This is a genomic window from Frigoribacterium sp. PvP054 (assembly GCF_040547465.1).
In the GTDB taxonomy this organism is placed as follows: domain Bacteria; phylum Actinomycetota; class Actinomycetes; order Actinomycetales; family Microbacteriaceae; genus Frigoribacterium.
The window spans coordinates 1-12,792 of the sequence record NZ_JBEPPU010000018.1; the positions used below are offsets into that span (position 1 = coordinate 1).

The 12,792-nt window shown below is 70.5% G+C and carries 12 protein-coding genes; 1 reads left to right on the plus strand and 11 read right to left on the minus strand.

The features are described from left to right. Positions 1-139: 139 nt before the first annotated feature. Positions 140-1,684 carry a GTPase HflX gene (gene hflX, locus ABID81_RS14880; protein ID WP_354595562.1) on the minus strand — a complete coding sequence of 515 codons (1,545 nt, stop codon included), beginning with the start codon at positions 1,682-1,684 and terminating at the stop codon, positions 140-142. 76 nt (positions 1,685-1,760) lie between these two features. Here hflX and ABID81_RS14885 point away from each other — a divergent pair, with 76 nt between their 5' ends. After that, positions 1,761-2,381 carry a class I SAM-dependent methyltransferase gene (locus ABID81_RS14885; RefSeq protein ID WP_354595563.1) on the plus strand — a complete coding sequence of 207 codons (621 nt, stop codon included), beginning with the start codon at positions 1,761-1,763 and terminating at the stop codon, positions 2,379-2,381. A 45-nt stretch (positions 2,382-2,426) separates the two neighbouring features. Here ABID81_RS14885 and dapF read toward each other — a convergent pair whose 3' ends face one another. From dapF to ABID81_RS14935, 10 genes are all read right to left on the minus strand, one after another. Beyond that, on the minus strand, positions 2,427-3,305 hold the full coding sequence (gene dapF / locus ABID81_RS14890) for a diaminopimelate epimerase (RefSeq protein ID WP_354595564.1): 879 nt from the start codon (positions 3,303-3,305) through the stop codon (positions 2,427-2,429). Then, the gene (gene miaA / locus ABID81_RS14895; protein WP_354595565.1) at positions 3,302-4,213 is read right to left on the minus strand and encodes a tRNA (adenosine(37)-N6)-dimethylallyltransferase MiaA; all 912 of its coding nucleotides are present in this window, start codon (positions 4,211-4,213) and stop codon (positions 3,302-3,304) included. The genes dapF and miaA overlap by 4 nt, the downstream gene beginning before the upstream one ends. A 1-nt stretch (position 4,214) precedes the next feature. Next, positions 4,215-5,792: a tRNA (N6-isopentenyl adenosine(37)-C2)-methylthiotransferase MiaB gene (miaB, locus tag ABID81_RS14900; protein WP_354595566.1), complete on the minus strand. Its 1,578-nt coding sequence runs from the start codon at positions 5,790-5,792 to the stop codon at positions 4,215-4,217. A 37-nt stretch (positions 5,793-5,829) separates the two neighbouring features. Continuing rightward, entirely contained in the window at positions 5,830-6,669 is an 840-nt protein-coding gene (locus ABID81_RS14905) for a regulatory protein RecX (RefSeq protein WP_354595567.1), read from the minus strand. After that, entirely contained in the window at positions 6,666-7,727 is a 1,062-nt protein-coding gene (recA, locus tag ABID81_RS14910; RefSeq protein ID WP_354595568.1) for a recombinase RecA, read from the minus strand. The genes ABID81_RS14905 and recA overlap by 4 nt, the downstream gene beginning before the upstream one ends. Positions 7,728-8,020: 293 nt before the next feature. Further along, complete coding sequence (locus ABID81_RS14915; protein ID WP_354595569.1) at positions 8,021-8,245, minus strand: DUF3046 domain-containing protein; 225 nt, start codon at positions 8,243-8,245, stop codon at positions 8,021-8,023. A gap of 70 nt (positions 8,246-8,315) precedes the next feature. Next, positions 8,316-8,624, minus strand: a complete 309-nt coding sequence (locus tag ABID81_RS14920) for a helix-turn-helix domain-containing protein (protein ID WP_043596680.1) — start codon at positions 8,622-8,624, stop codon at positions 8,316-8,318. A gap of 151 nt (positions 8,625-8,775) precedes the next feature. After that, the gene (locus tag ABID81_RS14925; RefSeq protein WP_354595570.1) at positions 8,776-9,267 is read right to left on the minus strand and encodes a CinA family protein; all 492 of its coding nucleotides are present in this window, start codon (positions 9,265-9,267) and stop codon (positions 8,776-8,778) included. Then, on the minus strand, positions 9,264-9,911 hold the full coding sequence (gene pgsA, locus ABID81_RS14930) for a CDP-diacylglycerol--glycerol-3-phosphate 3-phosphatidyltransferase (protein ID WP_354595571.1): 648 nt from the start codon (positions 9,909-9,911) through the stop codon (positions 9,264-9,266). The genes ABID81_RS14925 and pgsA overlap by 4 nt, the downstream gene beginning before the upstream one ends. 3 nt (positions 9,912-9,914) lie before the next feature. Then, positions 9,915-12,746, minus strand: a complete 2,832-nt coding sequence (locus ABID81_RS14935; RefSeq protein ID WP_354595572.1) for an FtsK/SpoIIIE family DNA translocase — start codon at positions 12,744-12,746, stop codon at positions 9,915-9,917. Between the last annotated feature and the right edge of the window lie 46 nt (positions 12,747-12,792).

Here is a 12,792-nt window from a genome sequence, read left to right on the forward strand (position 1 = left end):
GGGGGGGTGGAAGGGTGGGGGGGGGGGGGGGGGGGGTGTGGGGGGGGGGGGCCCCCCGGGGGGCCCCCCCCCCCCGGGGGGGGGGCCCCCCCGGGGGGGGCCCCGCCGCGACGTCGTGTGGGGCGTGACCGGAAGGGCGTCAGCGGACCGCCGTGGCCGGGGCGACGTACTCCGTCAGCCCGGCGACGTCGCTCGGGTAGACCCGGGCGTGCACCCGCGTGCCGTCCTCTTCGTAGTCGGTGCTGACGACACGACCCGAGTCGTGCAGGTGTGACACCACGTCGCCGCGGTCGTAGGGCACCAGCAGGTCGAGCTCGATCTCGGGCTCGGGCAGGACCGACGCGATGCGTGCGAGGAGTTCGTCCACGCCCTCGCCCGTCCGCGCCGAGACGAAGACCGCCGTCGGTTCGAGGCCGAGCAGCACGAGACGCTGGTCGGCGTCGACGAGGTCGCTCTTGTTGAACACGACGATCTCGGCGATGTCCCGACCGTCGACCTCGGCGATGACGTCACGCACGGTGGCGAGCTGGGCGGCCGGGTCGGGGTGCGACCCGTCGACGACGTGCACGATGACGTCGGACGCTTCGACCTCTTCGAGTGTCGACCGGAACGCCTCGACCAGTTGGTGCGGCAGGTTGCGGACGAACCCGACCGTGTCGGCGTAGGTGAACGGGCGGCCGTCGGCCGTCGAGCTCTTGCGGACCGTCGCGTCGAGGGTGGCGAACAGCGCGTTCTCGACGAGCACGCCGGCACTGGTGAGACGGTTCAGCAGACTCGACTTGCCCGCGTTGGTGTAGCCCGCGATGGCGACGGTGGGCACCTCGTTGCGGTCACGGTTCGCCCGCTTGGCGTCCCGCGCGGGCTTCATCTCCTTGATCTGCCGACGCAGCCGGGCCATGCGCGTGTGGATGCGGCGCCGATCGAGCTCGATCTTGGTCTCACCAGGGCCGCGGCTGCCCATTCCGGCACCCGCGCCTCCTACCTGACCACCGGCCTGTCGCGACATCGACTCACCCCAACCGCGGAGGCGCGGCAGCAGGTACTCGAGCTGGGCCAGCTCGACCTGCGCCTTGCCCTCACGACTCTTGGCGTGCTGGCTGAAGATGTCGAGGATGACGGCCGTGCGGTCGATGACCTTCACCTTGACGACGTCCTCGAGGGCACGGCGCTGGCTGGGGGCCAGTTCGGTGTCGGCGATGACGGTGTCGGCGCCGAGGGCCGCGACCGTCCCGCGCAGTTCTTCGGCCTTGCCCTTGCCGAGGTAGGTGCTCGGGTCGGGGTTCGGTCGTCGCTGCAGGAGGCCGTCGAGCACGACGGCACCCGCGGTCTCGGCCAGTGCGGCGAGTTCTCGGAGCGAGTTCTCGGCGTCCTGGAGCGACCCCTGCGAGTAGACGCCGATCAGCACGACGTTCTCGAGACGCAGCTGCCGGTACTCGACCTCGGTGACGTCCTGCAGTTCGGTCGAGAGGCCGGCGACCCGGCGGAGGGCCTGCCGGTCGTCGCGCTCGGACTGGTCGCCGTCCGACCCTCCGTCGTGCAGGGACCGCGTCTGGATGGCCTGCGCGGGCGAGAAGACCGTGTAGGCGGAGGCCCTCTGGGCCGCACGATCGAGGACGCGCGCGACGACGTCGTCGGGCTGGTCGTTCCGCTCGGGGTCGAGCGGTGTCGTGGTGTGGTCTGTCATCGGGGTGATACTAACCCTTTCGGTGTGCGGGGAGCGGGGAACGACGTCCCCGCCGATGTTCGGTAGGTTGACGAGCATGGCCAGCGAGCACTACTTCTCACCCCAGCCCGGCAGTGCGGCCAAGCCCAGGACGATCGACGTCGTCCTGGCGGGACGAGAACTGACGTTGACCACCGCCGCCGGGGTCTTCAGCCCCGGCCGCGTCGACCCGGGCACCGCGGTGTTGCTGGCGGGCACACCGACGCCGCCGGAGACGGGCCATCTGCTGGACGTCGGGTGCGGGTGGGGCCCCATCACACTGAGCCTCGCGTTGTCGTCACCCGACGCGACGGTCTGGGCCGTCGACGTGAACGAGAGAGTGCTCGACCTCGTGCGCGAGAACGCGCGGTCGGTCGGCCTCGAGAACGTCAACGCCGTGACCCCCGACGATGTTCCCGACGACCTGCGCTTCGCGACCATCTGGTCGAACCCGCCCATCCGGGTCGGCAAGGCCGAACTGCACTCGCTGCTCGAGCGGTGGCTGCCCCGCCTCGACGACGGTGCCGACGCCTGGCTCGTGGTGCAGAAGAACCTGGGTGCGGACTCGTTGCAGCGATGGATCGCCGAGACGATGCCGGACGTCGTCGAGGTGACCCGCGCCTCCACCAGCAAGGGGTACCGCGTCCTGCGCGCCGGACGGGTCGCCTCCGCGCGCTGACCCCGGCCGCCGGGTGCGACCGGATCGTGCCGACGGTGCCGTCCGTCAGATCTCGAGTGCCCCCGTGAACACCAGTTCGGCCGGCCCGCTGAGCGAGACGTGCTCGCCGTCGGCGTGGTGGCTGATCGAGACGCCCACGACCCCGCCGGGGACGTCGACCAGCCAGCCGTCCGGGGCGGAGGCACCCGCCCAGTGCCGGGTGGCCAGGGCGGCCGCGGCCGCGCCGGTGCCACAGGAGAGGGTCTCGCCACTGCCCCGTTCGTGCACGCGCATGCGGATGCGCCCGAGACCGTCGACGACGAGCGGGTCGGCCGGGACGACGAACTCGACGTTCGCCCCGTCGGCAGGAGCCGGCTCGATGATCGGCACGTAGGTCAGGTCCAGGCCGTCGAGCTCGTCGTCACCGGCCAGGGCCACGACCACGTGCGGATTGCCGACCGAGATCGGCAGGCCGGGGCGCGCCGCGTGCAGCTGCCGAGCCCGCACCACCGGGTCGTCGTCGCCGAGACGCCACGGGCCCAGGTCGACGCGGAACCCCGTTCCGTCGCGGCGCACCTCGCGCGCACCGGCCCGGGTGCCGACCACCAGCACGTCGTCGTCGCCCATCGAGACGAGCCCTCGCTCGACCAGGTACCGCGCGAACACGCGGATGCCGTTGCCGCACATCTCGGCGGGACTGCCGTCGGCGTTGTGGTAGTCCATGAACCACTCGGCGCGTGGCTCGTCGTCCAGCAGGCCCGCCTCGGTCGCCAGGGCGGCCGTGCGGACGGCCCGGATGACGCCGTCGCCGCCCACGCCGAACCGACGGTCGGCCAGGGCACGGATCGTGGCGGGCGTCAGGTCGGTGGTCGCGTCGGGATCGGTGAACAGGACGAAGTCGTTGCCCGTGCCCTGCCCCTTGGTGAACTGCAGCGTGGTCGTCACCCGAGGAGTCTAGCCACGGCCCGCTCGACGGCCTGAGGGTCGCCCGAACGGGACCACTCGACGCCGTCGTACCGGCGGAACCAACTGGCCTGTCGCCGGGCGTACCGTCGCGTGAGGGCCGCGGTGGCCTCGATCGCCTCGGGCTCGGTGAGCTCTCCCCTGATCTGAGCCGCGGCCTGGGCGTAGCCGATCGCGCGACCGGCCGTGACGCCACGCTCGAGACCTCGGGGCAGGAGCCCCCGCACCTCGTCGACGAGGCCGTCCTGCCACATCCGCTCGACCCGCCGGTCGAGGCGCTGCACCAGGACGGGACGCTCCTCGGCGACGCCGAACACCGTGGACGGTCGCCAAGGTGCCGACGACTCGGGCAGCGTGCCCGAGAGCGGGCGCCCCGTGAGGTCGGCGACCTCGAGGGCGCGCACGAGTCGGCGCACGTTGAACCGCCCGATCGACGCCGCCGACGTCGGGTCGCGCCCAGCCAACACGTCGTACAGCGCGCCGGCCCCTCGCTCGTCGGCGATCGCCTCGTACCGCGCCCGGACGACGGGGTCGGTGCCCGGGAACCGGAAGTCGAAGAGGACGCTCGAGACGTAGAGCCCCGAGCCGCCCACGAGCACCGCGACGGCCCCGCGCCCGACGATGTCGTCGACGGCCGCCCGGGCCTCGCGCTGGTACCACTCGACGCTCGCCTCGTCCGTGACGTCGAGCACGTCGAACAGGCGGTGCGGGATGCCCCGGCGTTCGGCGACCGGCAGTTTCGCGGTGCCGACGTCCATGCCCCGGTACAGCTGCATGGCATCGGCGTTGACGACCTCGACCGGCTGCCCCCGGGCCGCCAGGGCCTCGGCGAGCTCGAGGGAGAGCGCGGATTTTCCCGTGCCGGTCGCCCCGACGATCGCGACCAGCACGTCAGCGGAGGTCGTCGGTCGTGCTGTAGATCGGCGTGGTCGCCACCCTCAGCGTCGGCAGGCCGAGACTCACCCTCGCAGGCCGAGCCGGGGAGGCGCCGGTCGCGTCACCCGTGGACGGCACCCCGCACGACGCGGCCTGCGCACGATCCCACGCGTCGCCCGACCTCGTTCGACGCACCTCGTAGAGCGGGTCGGGAGCACCGGTGCCGTCGGACAGGAGGAAGAACGACGCGGCGTCGGTGACCCGCAGGCTGACGACGTCACCGGGGCGGGGCACCTCCCGCCCGGCGGGCACCTCGAAGTGGACGAGTCGGCTGTCTTCCGCCCGCCCCGAGAGACGGTGGGTGGCGCCGTCCTTCCGGCCCCCGTCCGCGGCCACGAGGACCTCGACCCGGCGACCGACCTGGCGGCGGTTCTCCTCGGCCGAGATGCGGTCCTGGAGGGCCGTGAGGCGCTCGAACCGCTCCTGGACGACGGCCTTGGGGATCTGGTCGGCCATCTCGCCGGCCGGAGTGCCGGGGCGAATCGAGTACTGGAACGTGAAGGCCGAGGCGAACCTCGAGCGTTCGACCACCCGGAGCGTCTCGGCGAAGTCCTCCTCGGTCTCGCCGGGGAAGCCCACGATGATGTCGGTGCTGATCGCGGCGTTCGGCATGGCTGCTCGGACGCGGTCGATGATGCCCAGGAACTTCTCGCTGCGGTAGCTGCGTCTCATGGCCTTCAGCACCCGGTCGGAACCCGACTGCAGGGGCATGTGGAGCTGGGGCATGACGGCGGGCGTCTCGGCCATGGCGGCGATCACGTCGTCGGTGAAGGACGCGGGATGGGGGCTCGTGAACCGGACGCGTTCGAGCCCCGGGACCGCCCCGACGGCTCGCAACAGCTTGCCGAAGGCGAGGCGGTCGCCGAACTCGACGCCGTAGGAGTTCACGTTCTGGCCCAGCAGGGTCACCTCGACGGCTCCGTCGTCCACGAGTGACGTCACCTCGGCCAGGACGTCACCGGGGCGACGGTCTTTCTCCTTGCCCCGGAGCGAGGGCACGATGCAGAAGGTGCAGGTGTTGTTGCAGCCCACCGAGATCGAGACCCAACCGCTGTGGGTGGAGTCCCGTTTGGTCGGCAGGGTCGAGGGGAACACGTCCAGCGACTCGAGGATCTCGAGCTGCGCCTCGTCGTTGTGGCGCGCCCGCTCGAGCAGCGTGGGGAGCGCACCCATGTTGTGGGTGCCGAAGACCACGTCGACCCACGGCGCCTTGTCGAGGATGACGTCCCGGTCTTTCTGGGCCAGACAGCCACCGACGGCGATCTGCATGCCCCCGTGCTTCTTCTTCTGCCCGGCGAGCGTGCCCAACGTGCCGTAGAGCTTCTTGTCGGCGTTCTCGCGGACGGCACACGTGTTGATGACGACGATGTCGGCCTCGCCCCCGTCGGCCGGGACGTAACCCGCCGCCTCGAGGGAGCCGCTCAGGCGCTCGGAGTCGTGGACGTTCATCTGACAACCGAAGGTGCGGACCTCGTAGGTGCGGGCCGTACCCTCGACGCGCGAGGCGGTGGGGATGGTGGCGACCGTCGTCATGGTGACTCAGTGTAGATCGCCGCCGCCCCCGAGCCGGTCACTCGAAGCGGACCCCGCCGCGGGCGCTCCCGCCGCGGGGAAGGGCCTTCTCGACCGCCCGGCGTACCACCTCGGAGCGGTAGCCCCGACGCATCAGGTAGCCGTTGAGCCGTCGCTCGGCCGTCTCGCGGTCGAGACCACGCAACGACCCGGCTCGCTTCCGCGCCCATTCGTCGGCACGCTGTTGTTCTTCGTCGTCGTCGGTCTCGGCCAGTGCCTCGTCGATGACCGCCGGGTCGATGCCCCGAGCCCTCAACTCGGACGTCACGGCCCCTCGACCGAGCCCCTTCCGTTCTTGCTTGGCCCGGACCAGCGTCGCGGCGAGCTCGGCGTCGTCGAGCAGTCCGACGCGTTCGAGACGCTCGATCTCGTCGGACACCACGGACTCGTCGAGATCGCGCGATCGGAGGAGCTTCTCCATCTCGTGCGACGACACCCCCCGACGGGACAGGGCGTGCAGGCTGACGTTCTCGGCGCGACGACGCTGCGCCTCGAGGTCTTCGGGCCCGTCGTCGGGTTGCTCGTCGAAGCCCGTGGCCTTGGGACGGCCGGCAGCCCCCGACCGGGCCCCTCGGGCCGACGGATGATCCGCCACGGAGGCGGCCGCAGTAGCGTCGTCGCCCACCCAGTGGGCACTGATGGCCGTCAGGACGGCCTCCTTGTCGGACGCGGACCGGCCTGGGTGGTCGACACCGTCGGGGGCCGCTGGGGCAGGCGTCGATCGCGCCCCGTCGGTCGCCGCACCGAAGAGGGGCGTGACCGGGGCGAGGCGGGCGGTGGCGGCACCGTCGTCGGACGGTCCCGACGACGCGCCGCCGTCCTCGTCGCGCGAGGTCATGCGCCCTTTCGGGCGGCGATCTTGGCCTCGATCGATTCGACGGGTGCCTCGACGGGCTTCGCGCCGCCGACACCGAGCTTGGCGAGGATCTTCTGCTCGATCTCTTGCGCGATCGCTGCGTTCTTGATGAGGAAGTTGCGCGAGTTCTCCTTGCCCTGACCGAGCTGGTCGCCCTCGTACGTGTACCACGCCCCGGACTTGCGGACGATGCCGTGTTCGACGCCGAAGTCGATGAGGCTGCCCTCACGCGAGATGCCCACTCCGTAGAGGATGTCGAACTCGGCCTGCTTGAACGGCGGCGCCATCTTGTTCTTCACGACCTTGACGCGAGTGCGGTTGCCCACGGCGTCGGTCCCGTCCTTCAGCGTCTCGATGCGGCGGATGTCGAGACGGACGGACGCGTAGAACTTCAGCGCCTTTCCGCCGGCCGTGGTCTCGGGGCTGCCGAAGAAGACACCGATCTTCTCGCGCAACTGGTTGATGAAGATCATCGTGGTGCCGGTCTGGTTGAGCCCGCCGGTGAGTTTGCGGAGCGCCTGGGACATGAGGCGCGCCTGCAGGCCCACGTGCGAATCACCCATCTCGCCCTCGATCTCGGCACGGGGCACCAGGGCGGCGACCGAGTCGATGACGACGAGGTCGATGGACCCCGAGCGGACGAGCATGTCGGCGATCTCGAGTGCCTGCTCACCGGTGTCGGGCTGCGACACCAACAACGCGTCGATGTCGACTCCGAGCTTCTTCGCGTACTCGGGGTCGAGCGCGTGCTCGGCGTCGATGAACGCGGCGATGCCACCGTTGCGCTGGGCGTTGGCGATGGCGTGCAAGGTGAGGGTCGTCTTACCGGACGACTCGGGGCCGTAGATCTCGACGATGCGTCCGCGCGGGATGCCGCCGATGCCGAGGGCGACGTCGAGGGCGATCGAGCCGGTGGGGATCACCGCCACGGGAGCACGGTCGTCGCTGCCGAGGCGCATGACGGCGCCCTTGCCGAACTGTCGGTCGATCTGGGCGAGAGCCGTCTCGAGGGCCTTCTCGCGGTCTGCTGCTGAGGGCATGTCGTTCTCCTTCGTGGTGGTCGTCCGTGCGCCTGTAGGCTGTCGCGTCGCCGCCGACCGGTGGTACAAGGTCGTCGTCGTTGCGACAAGGCTGATGTCACCGGCTTCTGCCGGTGACGCGGGACGTCGATGCGAGGAACGCTACGGGCCACCCCCGACATCGCGATGGCGAGCAGGGCCCGAGGTGCAGAACTCGACGGTCTACGTCTCTGTGGAGGACGCTATCACCCACCCGAACACGTGTTCGACCGATCGACCTCGGCGTGTCGAACACACGGTCGACGAGATCGTGGTCAGTTCTTCGGCTCGGGCAGGCCGACCCCGTGGCGCCGGGGCACCGGCACGCCCTCGGCCTCGCACAGGGCCAGCCACACGTCCCGGGGCGACTCCCCCTGCGCGATGGCTTCGTCCGCCGTCCGGTCGCCCAACGACTGGATCACGAGATCGCGCGTGAGGACACGACCGTAGACGTCGCCGAACTCGTCCTCGACGGCCCGGGCGAACTCGCTCTTGCGCATCAGACGAGACTACCCCCGACGTCGAACGCCCCCGGCATGAGCCGGGGGCGTCGGACGTCGTGTCAGCAGGTCAACGGACCGCGAGATCCGAATCGAACTCGGCGACGAGGTCGTCGGGAAGCGTGTCGGGGATGGGGTTGAGTCCCTCGATGACGGCCATGCGGTCACCGACCTCACGCATGATCACCGAGATGGGCGTCTCGAGCGCGTCGGCGACCGACGCGAGGATCTCGGAACTCGCCTCTTTCTGACCACGCTCGACCTCGCTGAGGTAACCGAGGGCGACGCTCGCCTTGCTCGCGACCTGGCGGAGGGTGCGGCCCTTCTGCAGACGGAAGTCGCGGAGGACGTCGCCGATTTCTTGACGTACCAGGACCATGGGACCCTCCTTCGGGAACGACCCACCTGACGGGATGGTCTCAGGTGGGGGACGACGGGATTGGTGCTCTGACCGACTGACCACGACTGTAGCCATGAGGATCTGTGCACCTGTTGTGAACTCGGGAGTTGTAACGAGACCGAAACGCCGGCTATTCCCTCGTCTCGGCCAACCACCGACCGAGGACTGTCAGGGATTCGGAGACGGTCGCGTTTCGGATGGCCTGCCTGTCGCCGGCGAGGGCGAGTCGGACGACCCGCGTGCCTCCTGGCCAGGCGAGCCCGACGAAGACCGTCCCGGGGTCGTGCCCACCCTGCGGGTCGGGCCCGGCGACACCCGTCGTCGCGAGTCCGATGTCCGCCGGGCGGCCCTCGGTGGCCAGGACGTCGCGGACCCCGCTCGCCATGGCCTCGGCCACGTCGGCATGCACCGGCCCGTGACGGGCGAGCAGGTCTCGATCCACACCGAGCAGGGTGTGCTTGAGCTCGGTCTGGTAGGCCACCACACCGCCTCGCACGACCGCCGACGCACCCGCAACCGACACGAGCTCGGAGACGAGGGCGCCGCCGGTCAGCGACTCGGCGACGGCCACGGTCAGGCGACGACCCGTCAGCTCGGCGACGAGGTCGGAGGCCTGGGTCACGCGTCGGCCTTGCCGTGCCGGAGGGCCACCCGCATGTAGTCCGCGCCGGACACGAGCGTCGCGACCGTCGCGGCGGTCATGAACACGCCGTTCACCCAGTGCATGCCCTCGCCGAAGACGTTCCAGAGCGGGAACAGCGCGAGGGTGACCGCGACGGCCTGGAGCACCGTCTTGACCTTGCCACCCCGGGACGCCGGGATGACACGGTCGCGCAGGACGGCGAAGCGGTAGACCGTGATGCCGACCTCGCGGACGAGGATAAGGACGGTGACCCACCAGGGGAGCTCACCGAGGATCGTGAGGGAGACGAGGGCTCCGCCGATCAGCACCTTGTCGGCGATCGGGTCGACGATCTTGCCGAAGTCGGTGACGAGGTCGAGCCCGCGGGCGAGCATGCCGTCGAGGCTGTCCGTGAGGATGGCCACGACGAAGAGAGCAGCGGCCCAGACGCGCAAGGACCCGTCGGCACCGTCGTCGATCAGCAGCCATGCGATGAACAGGGGCGCCATCAGGATGCGGACGACCGTGATCACGTTCGCGATGTTGCCCGTGCTGGCCGGTCCCGGCCCCTTGGAGGCGACCCTTCCCCGGAACGAGAAGGCCGAGCGCGGGGCAGCCGGGCCGGAGGGGTCGTGCTGAGTCATCGTCTAGTCCCTGCCCGTCAGATGCCAGGCGTCTTCGCTGCCGGCGTCGTCGTCTTCCGCGAGACCGCGGGTCATGGCCTCGACAGGGTCGTCGTCGTAGTCGCCGGCTCCGCCTCGCGACGGCGCCGCAGGAACCGAGGAGGCGCCGCCCGCGACGGGCGCGCCGCCTGCGTCCCCACCACGCAGCTTCGCCAGCACGCCGGGGAGCTGCTCGGTCGTGACGAGCACGTCACGCGCCTTGGAACCCTCGGAGGGACCCACGATGTCTCGCGACTCCATGAGGTCCATCAGGCGACCCGCCTTGGCGAAACCGACCCGGAGCTTGCGCTGCAGCATCGAGGTCGAACCGAACTGCGTGCTCACGACCAGTTCGGCGGCGGCGAGCAGGAGTTCGAGGTCGTCACCGATGTCGCCGTCGATCTCGCGCTTCTCGACCACCGCCGCGACGTCGGGCCGGTAGTCGGGTCGGGCCTGGCGGGTGACGTGGGCGACGACCTGGGCCACCTCGTTCTCTTGCACCCACGCGCCCTGGACGCGCATCGCCTTGGAGGCTCCCATGGGGAGGAAGAGTCCGTCGCCCTGGCCGATGAGCTTGTCGGCACCCGGCTGGTCGAGGATGACCCGGGAGTCGGTGACGCTCGAGACCGCGAACGCGAAACGCGACGGCACGTTGGCCTTGATGAGGCCGGTCACGACGTCGACCGAAGGACGCTGGGTGGCCAGCACCAGGTGGATGCCGGAGGCGCGGGCGAGTTGGGTGATGCGGACGATGCTGTCCTCGACGTCACGGGGCGCGACCATCATCAGGTCGGCCAGCTCGTCGACCACCACGAGCAGGTACGGGTAGGGCTTGAGCTTGCGCTGGCTGCCCGCCGGGAGGACGATCTCGCCGCCGACCACGGCACGGTTGAAGTCGTCGATGTGGCGGAAGCCGAAGCTGGCCAGGTCGTCGTACCGCATGTCCATCTCTTTCACGACCCACTGCAGCGCCTCGGCGGCCTTCTTGGGGTTCGTGATGATGGGTGTGATCAGGTGGGGGACGCCGGCGTAGATCGACAGTTCGACGCGCTTGGGGTCGATGAGCACCATGCGCACGTCGGTGGGCTTGGCCCTCATGAGCAGCGACGTGATCATCGAGTTGATGAAGCTCGACTTGCCGGAGCCGGTGGCCCCGGCCACGAGCAGGTGGGGCATCTTGGCCAGGTTGGCGACCACGTAGCCGCCCTCGACGTCCTTGCCGACGCCGATCGTCAACGGGTGGACGCTCTTGGAGGCGGCCGACGACCGCAACACGTCACCGAGGGCGACGATCTCTTTGTCGGTGTTGGGGATCTCGACGCCGATCGCGCTCTTGCCCGGGATCGGGGACAGGATGCGGACCTCGTTCGACGCCACGGCGTAGGCGAGGTTCTTCGTCAGGGCGGTCACGCGCTCGACCTTGACGCCAGGGCCGAGTTCGATCTCGTACCGGGTGACGGTCGGACCGCGCTTGAGGCCCGTGACCTTGGCGTCGACGTTGAACTGGTCGAGCACCTGGCTGATGGCCGCGACGATCGCGTCGTTGGCCTCGCTGCGGGCCTTGGCGGGCTCGCCCACCGACAGGCTCGAGACGGCGGGGAGCCGGTACGGGGCGCTCTCGGCACCGTCGTCGACCTCGTCGAGAGACGGTGGAGCCGGTTCGTCGGGATCGACGGCGAGGAAGTCGGCGGCGGCGTCGCTCTCACCGACGGGCTCGGCGGGGACGGACGGCAGCACGGTGGTGGACGCGGTGGGCTGTGCCGGCGGCACGTCGAAGCCCTGCGCGCGCACGGCGTCCTCGGCGCGGTCGAGGTCACCCAGGAGATCGGCCGAGAAGACGTCCGTCGGAGCCGTGGGGCGATCGTCGACCCCGGTGTCGGCAGCCGCACCCGCGTCGTCGGCACCGGGCTCGAAGACCGGCTTCTTGCGGCGGCGTCGGCCGGGCGTCTCGGTCGGCGAGGTCTCGCCCGCGCTGACGAGCGGGGTGTCGTACGCCGGGTCGTCCTCGCGCTGGTCCTTGTTCCGCCGCCACCAGGGCAGGGACTCGGACTCGGCCAGGTCGACGAGGTCGGGGTCTCCCCCGGCCGAGGAGGACGTCGACGTCGTCTCGCCGAACAGGTAGGAGTACAGCTCGCCGAGGCGGCGGTGGATGCGGTTCGGCGGGGTCTTCGTGATGATCAGGAGCGAGAAGGCCAGCAGGACGACGACGAGCGGCACCGCGACCCACTCGGTCGCGAGCGCGACGAGCCACGACGCCACGACCCAGCCGAGAACCCCGCCGCCCGTGGCGAGGGCGCGGAGTCCTTCTGCCGCCTCCGGCTGACCGCCGAAGATGTGACAGAGCGCGCTGATGGAGACGATGGAGAGCCCCAGGCCGATGCCGATGCGCGTGTTGTCGTGCACCGAGGCCGGGTGTCGGAACAACCAGCCGGCGAAGAGGACCATGATGACCGGCAGGGCGTACGCGACCCGGCCCACCAACCCGCCGAACGTGTAGGCGTCGAAGCCCACCGCGAGCGGACTGGTGGGGTTGAGCCATTCGACGACCGCGCCGGCGACGGCGAGGAGCACGAGCAGGAACGGCACGCCGTCACGACGCTCGTCTTTGGCGAGCGACTCTTTGCCCAGCAGTCGGAACGCCCCACCGGTCAGGTGGGCGAGGCCCATCCACGCCGAGACGAGCGGACCCGGGCCCTCTCTGACGGGGTCGGGTCGACGGGCCGCGGGCAGCCTCGTGGTCGCCTTCGTGGCACCGGAGGTCTGCGACGCGCGCGACGACGAGCGCGAACGCGCGGTCGACTTGGTGGGCGTGGCCATGGGCTCCAAGGTACCTCTCAGCACCGACAGCGGCCGGAGGCGGTCC

Excerpts from the sequence above, each read along its gene's own strand:
- ABID81_RS14915 (WP_354595569.1), bottom strand. The coding sequence starts at position 8,245 with ATGCGCAAGAGCGAGTTCGCCCGGGCCGTCGAGGACGAGTTCGGCGAC.
- pgsA (WP_354595571.1), bottom strand. The coding sequence starts at position 9,911 with ATGACTCAGCACGACCCCTCCGGCCCGGCTGCCCCGCGCTCGGCCTTC.
- ABID81_RS14920 (WP_043596680.1), bottom strand. The coding sequence starts at position 8,624 with ATGGTCCTGGTACGTCAAGAAATCGGCGACGTCCTCCGCGACTTCCGT.
- recA (WP_354595568.1), bottom strand. The coding sequence starts at position 7,727 with ATGCCCTCAGCAGCAGACCGCGAGAAGGCCCTCGAGACGGCTCTCGCC.
- ABID81_RS14905 (WP_354595567.1), bottom strand. The coding sequence starts at position 6,669 with ATGACCTCGCGCGACGAGGACGGCGGCGCGTCGTCGGGACCGTCCGAC.
- ABID81_RS14935 (WP_354595572.1), bottom strand. The coding sequence starts at position 12,746 with ATGGCCACGCCCACCAAGTCGACCGCGCGTTCGCGCTCGTCGTCGCGC.
- hflX (WP_354595562.1), bottom strand. The coding sequence starts at position 1,684 with ATGACAGACCACACCACGACACCGCTCGACCCCGAGCGGAACGACCAG.
- ABID81_RS14885 (WP_354595563.1), top strand. The coding sequence starts at position 1,761 with ATGGCCAGCGAGCACTACTTCTCACCCCAGCCCGGCAGTGCGGCCAAG.
- miaB (WP_354595566.1), bottom strand. The coding sequence starts at position 5,792 with ATGACGACGGTCGCCACCATCCCCACCGCCTCGCGCGTCGAGGGTACG.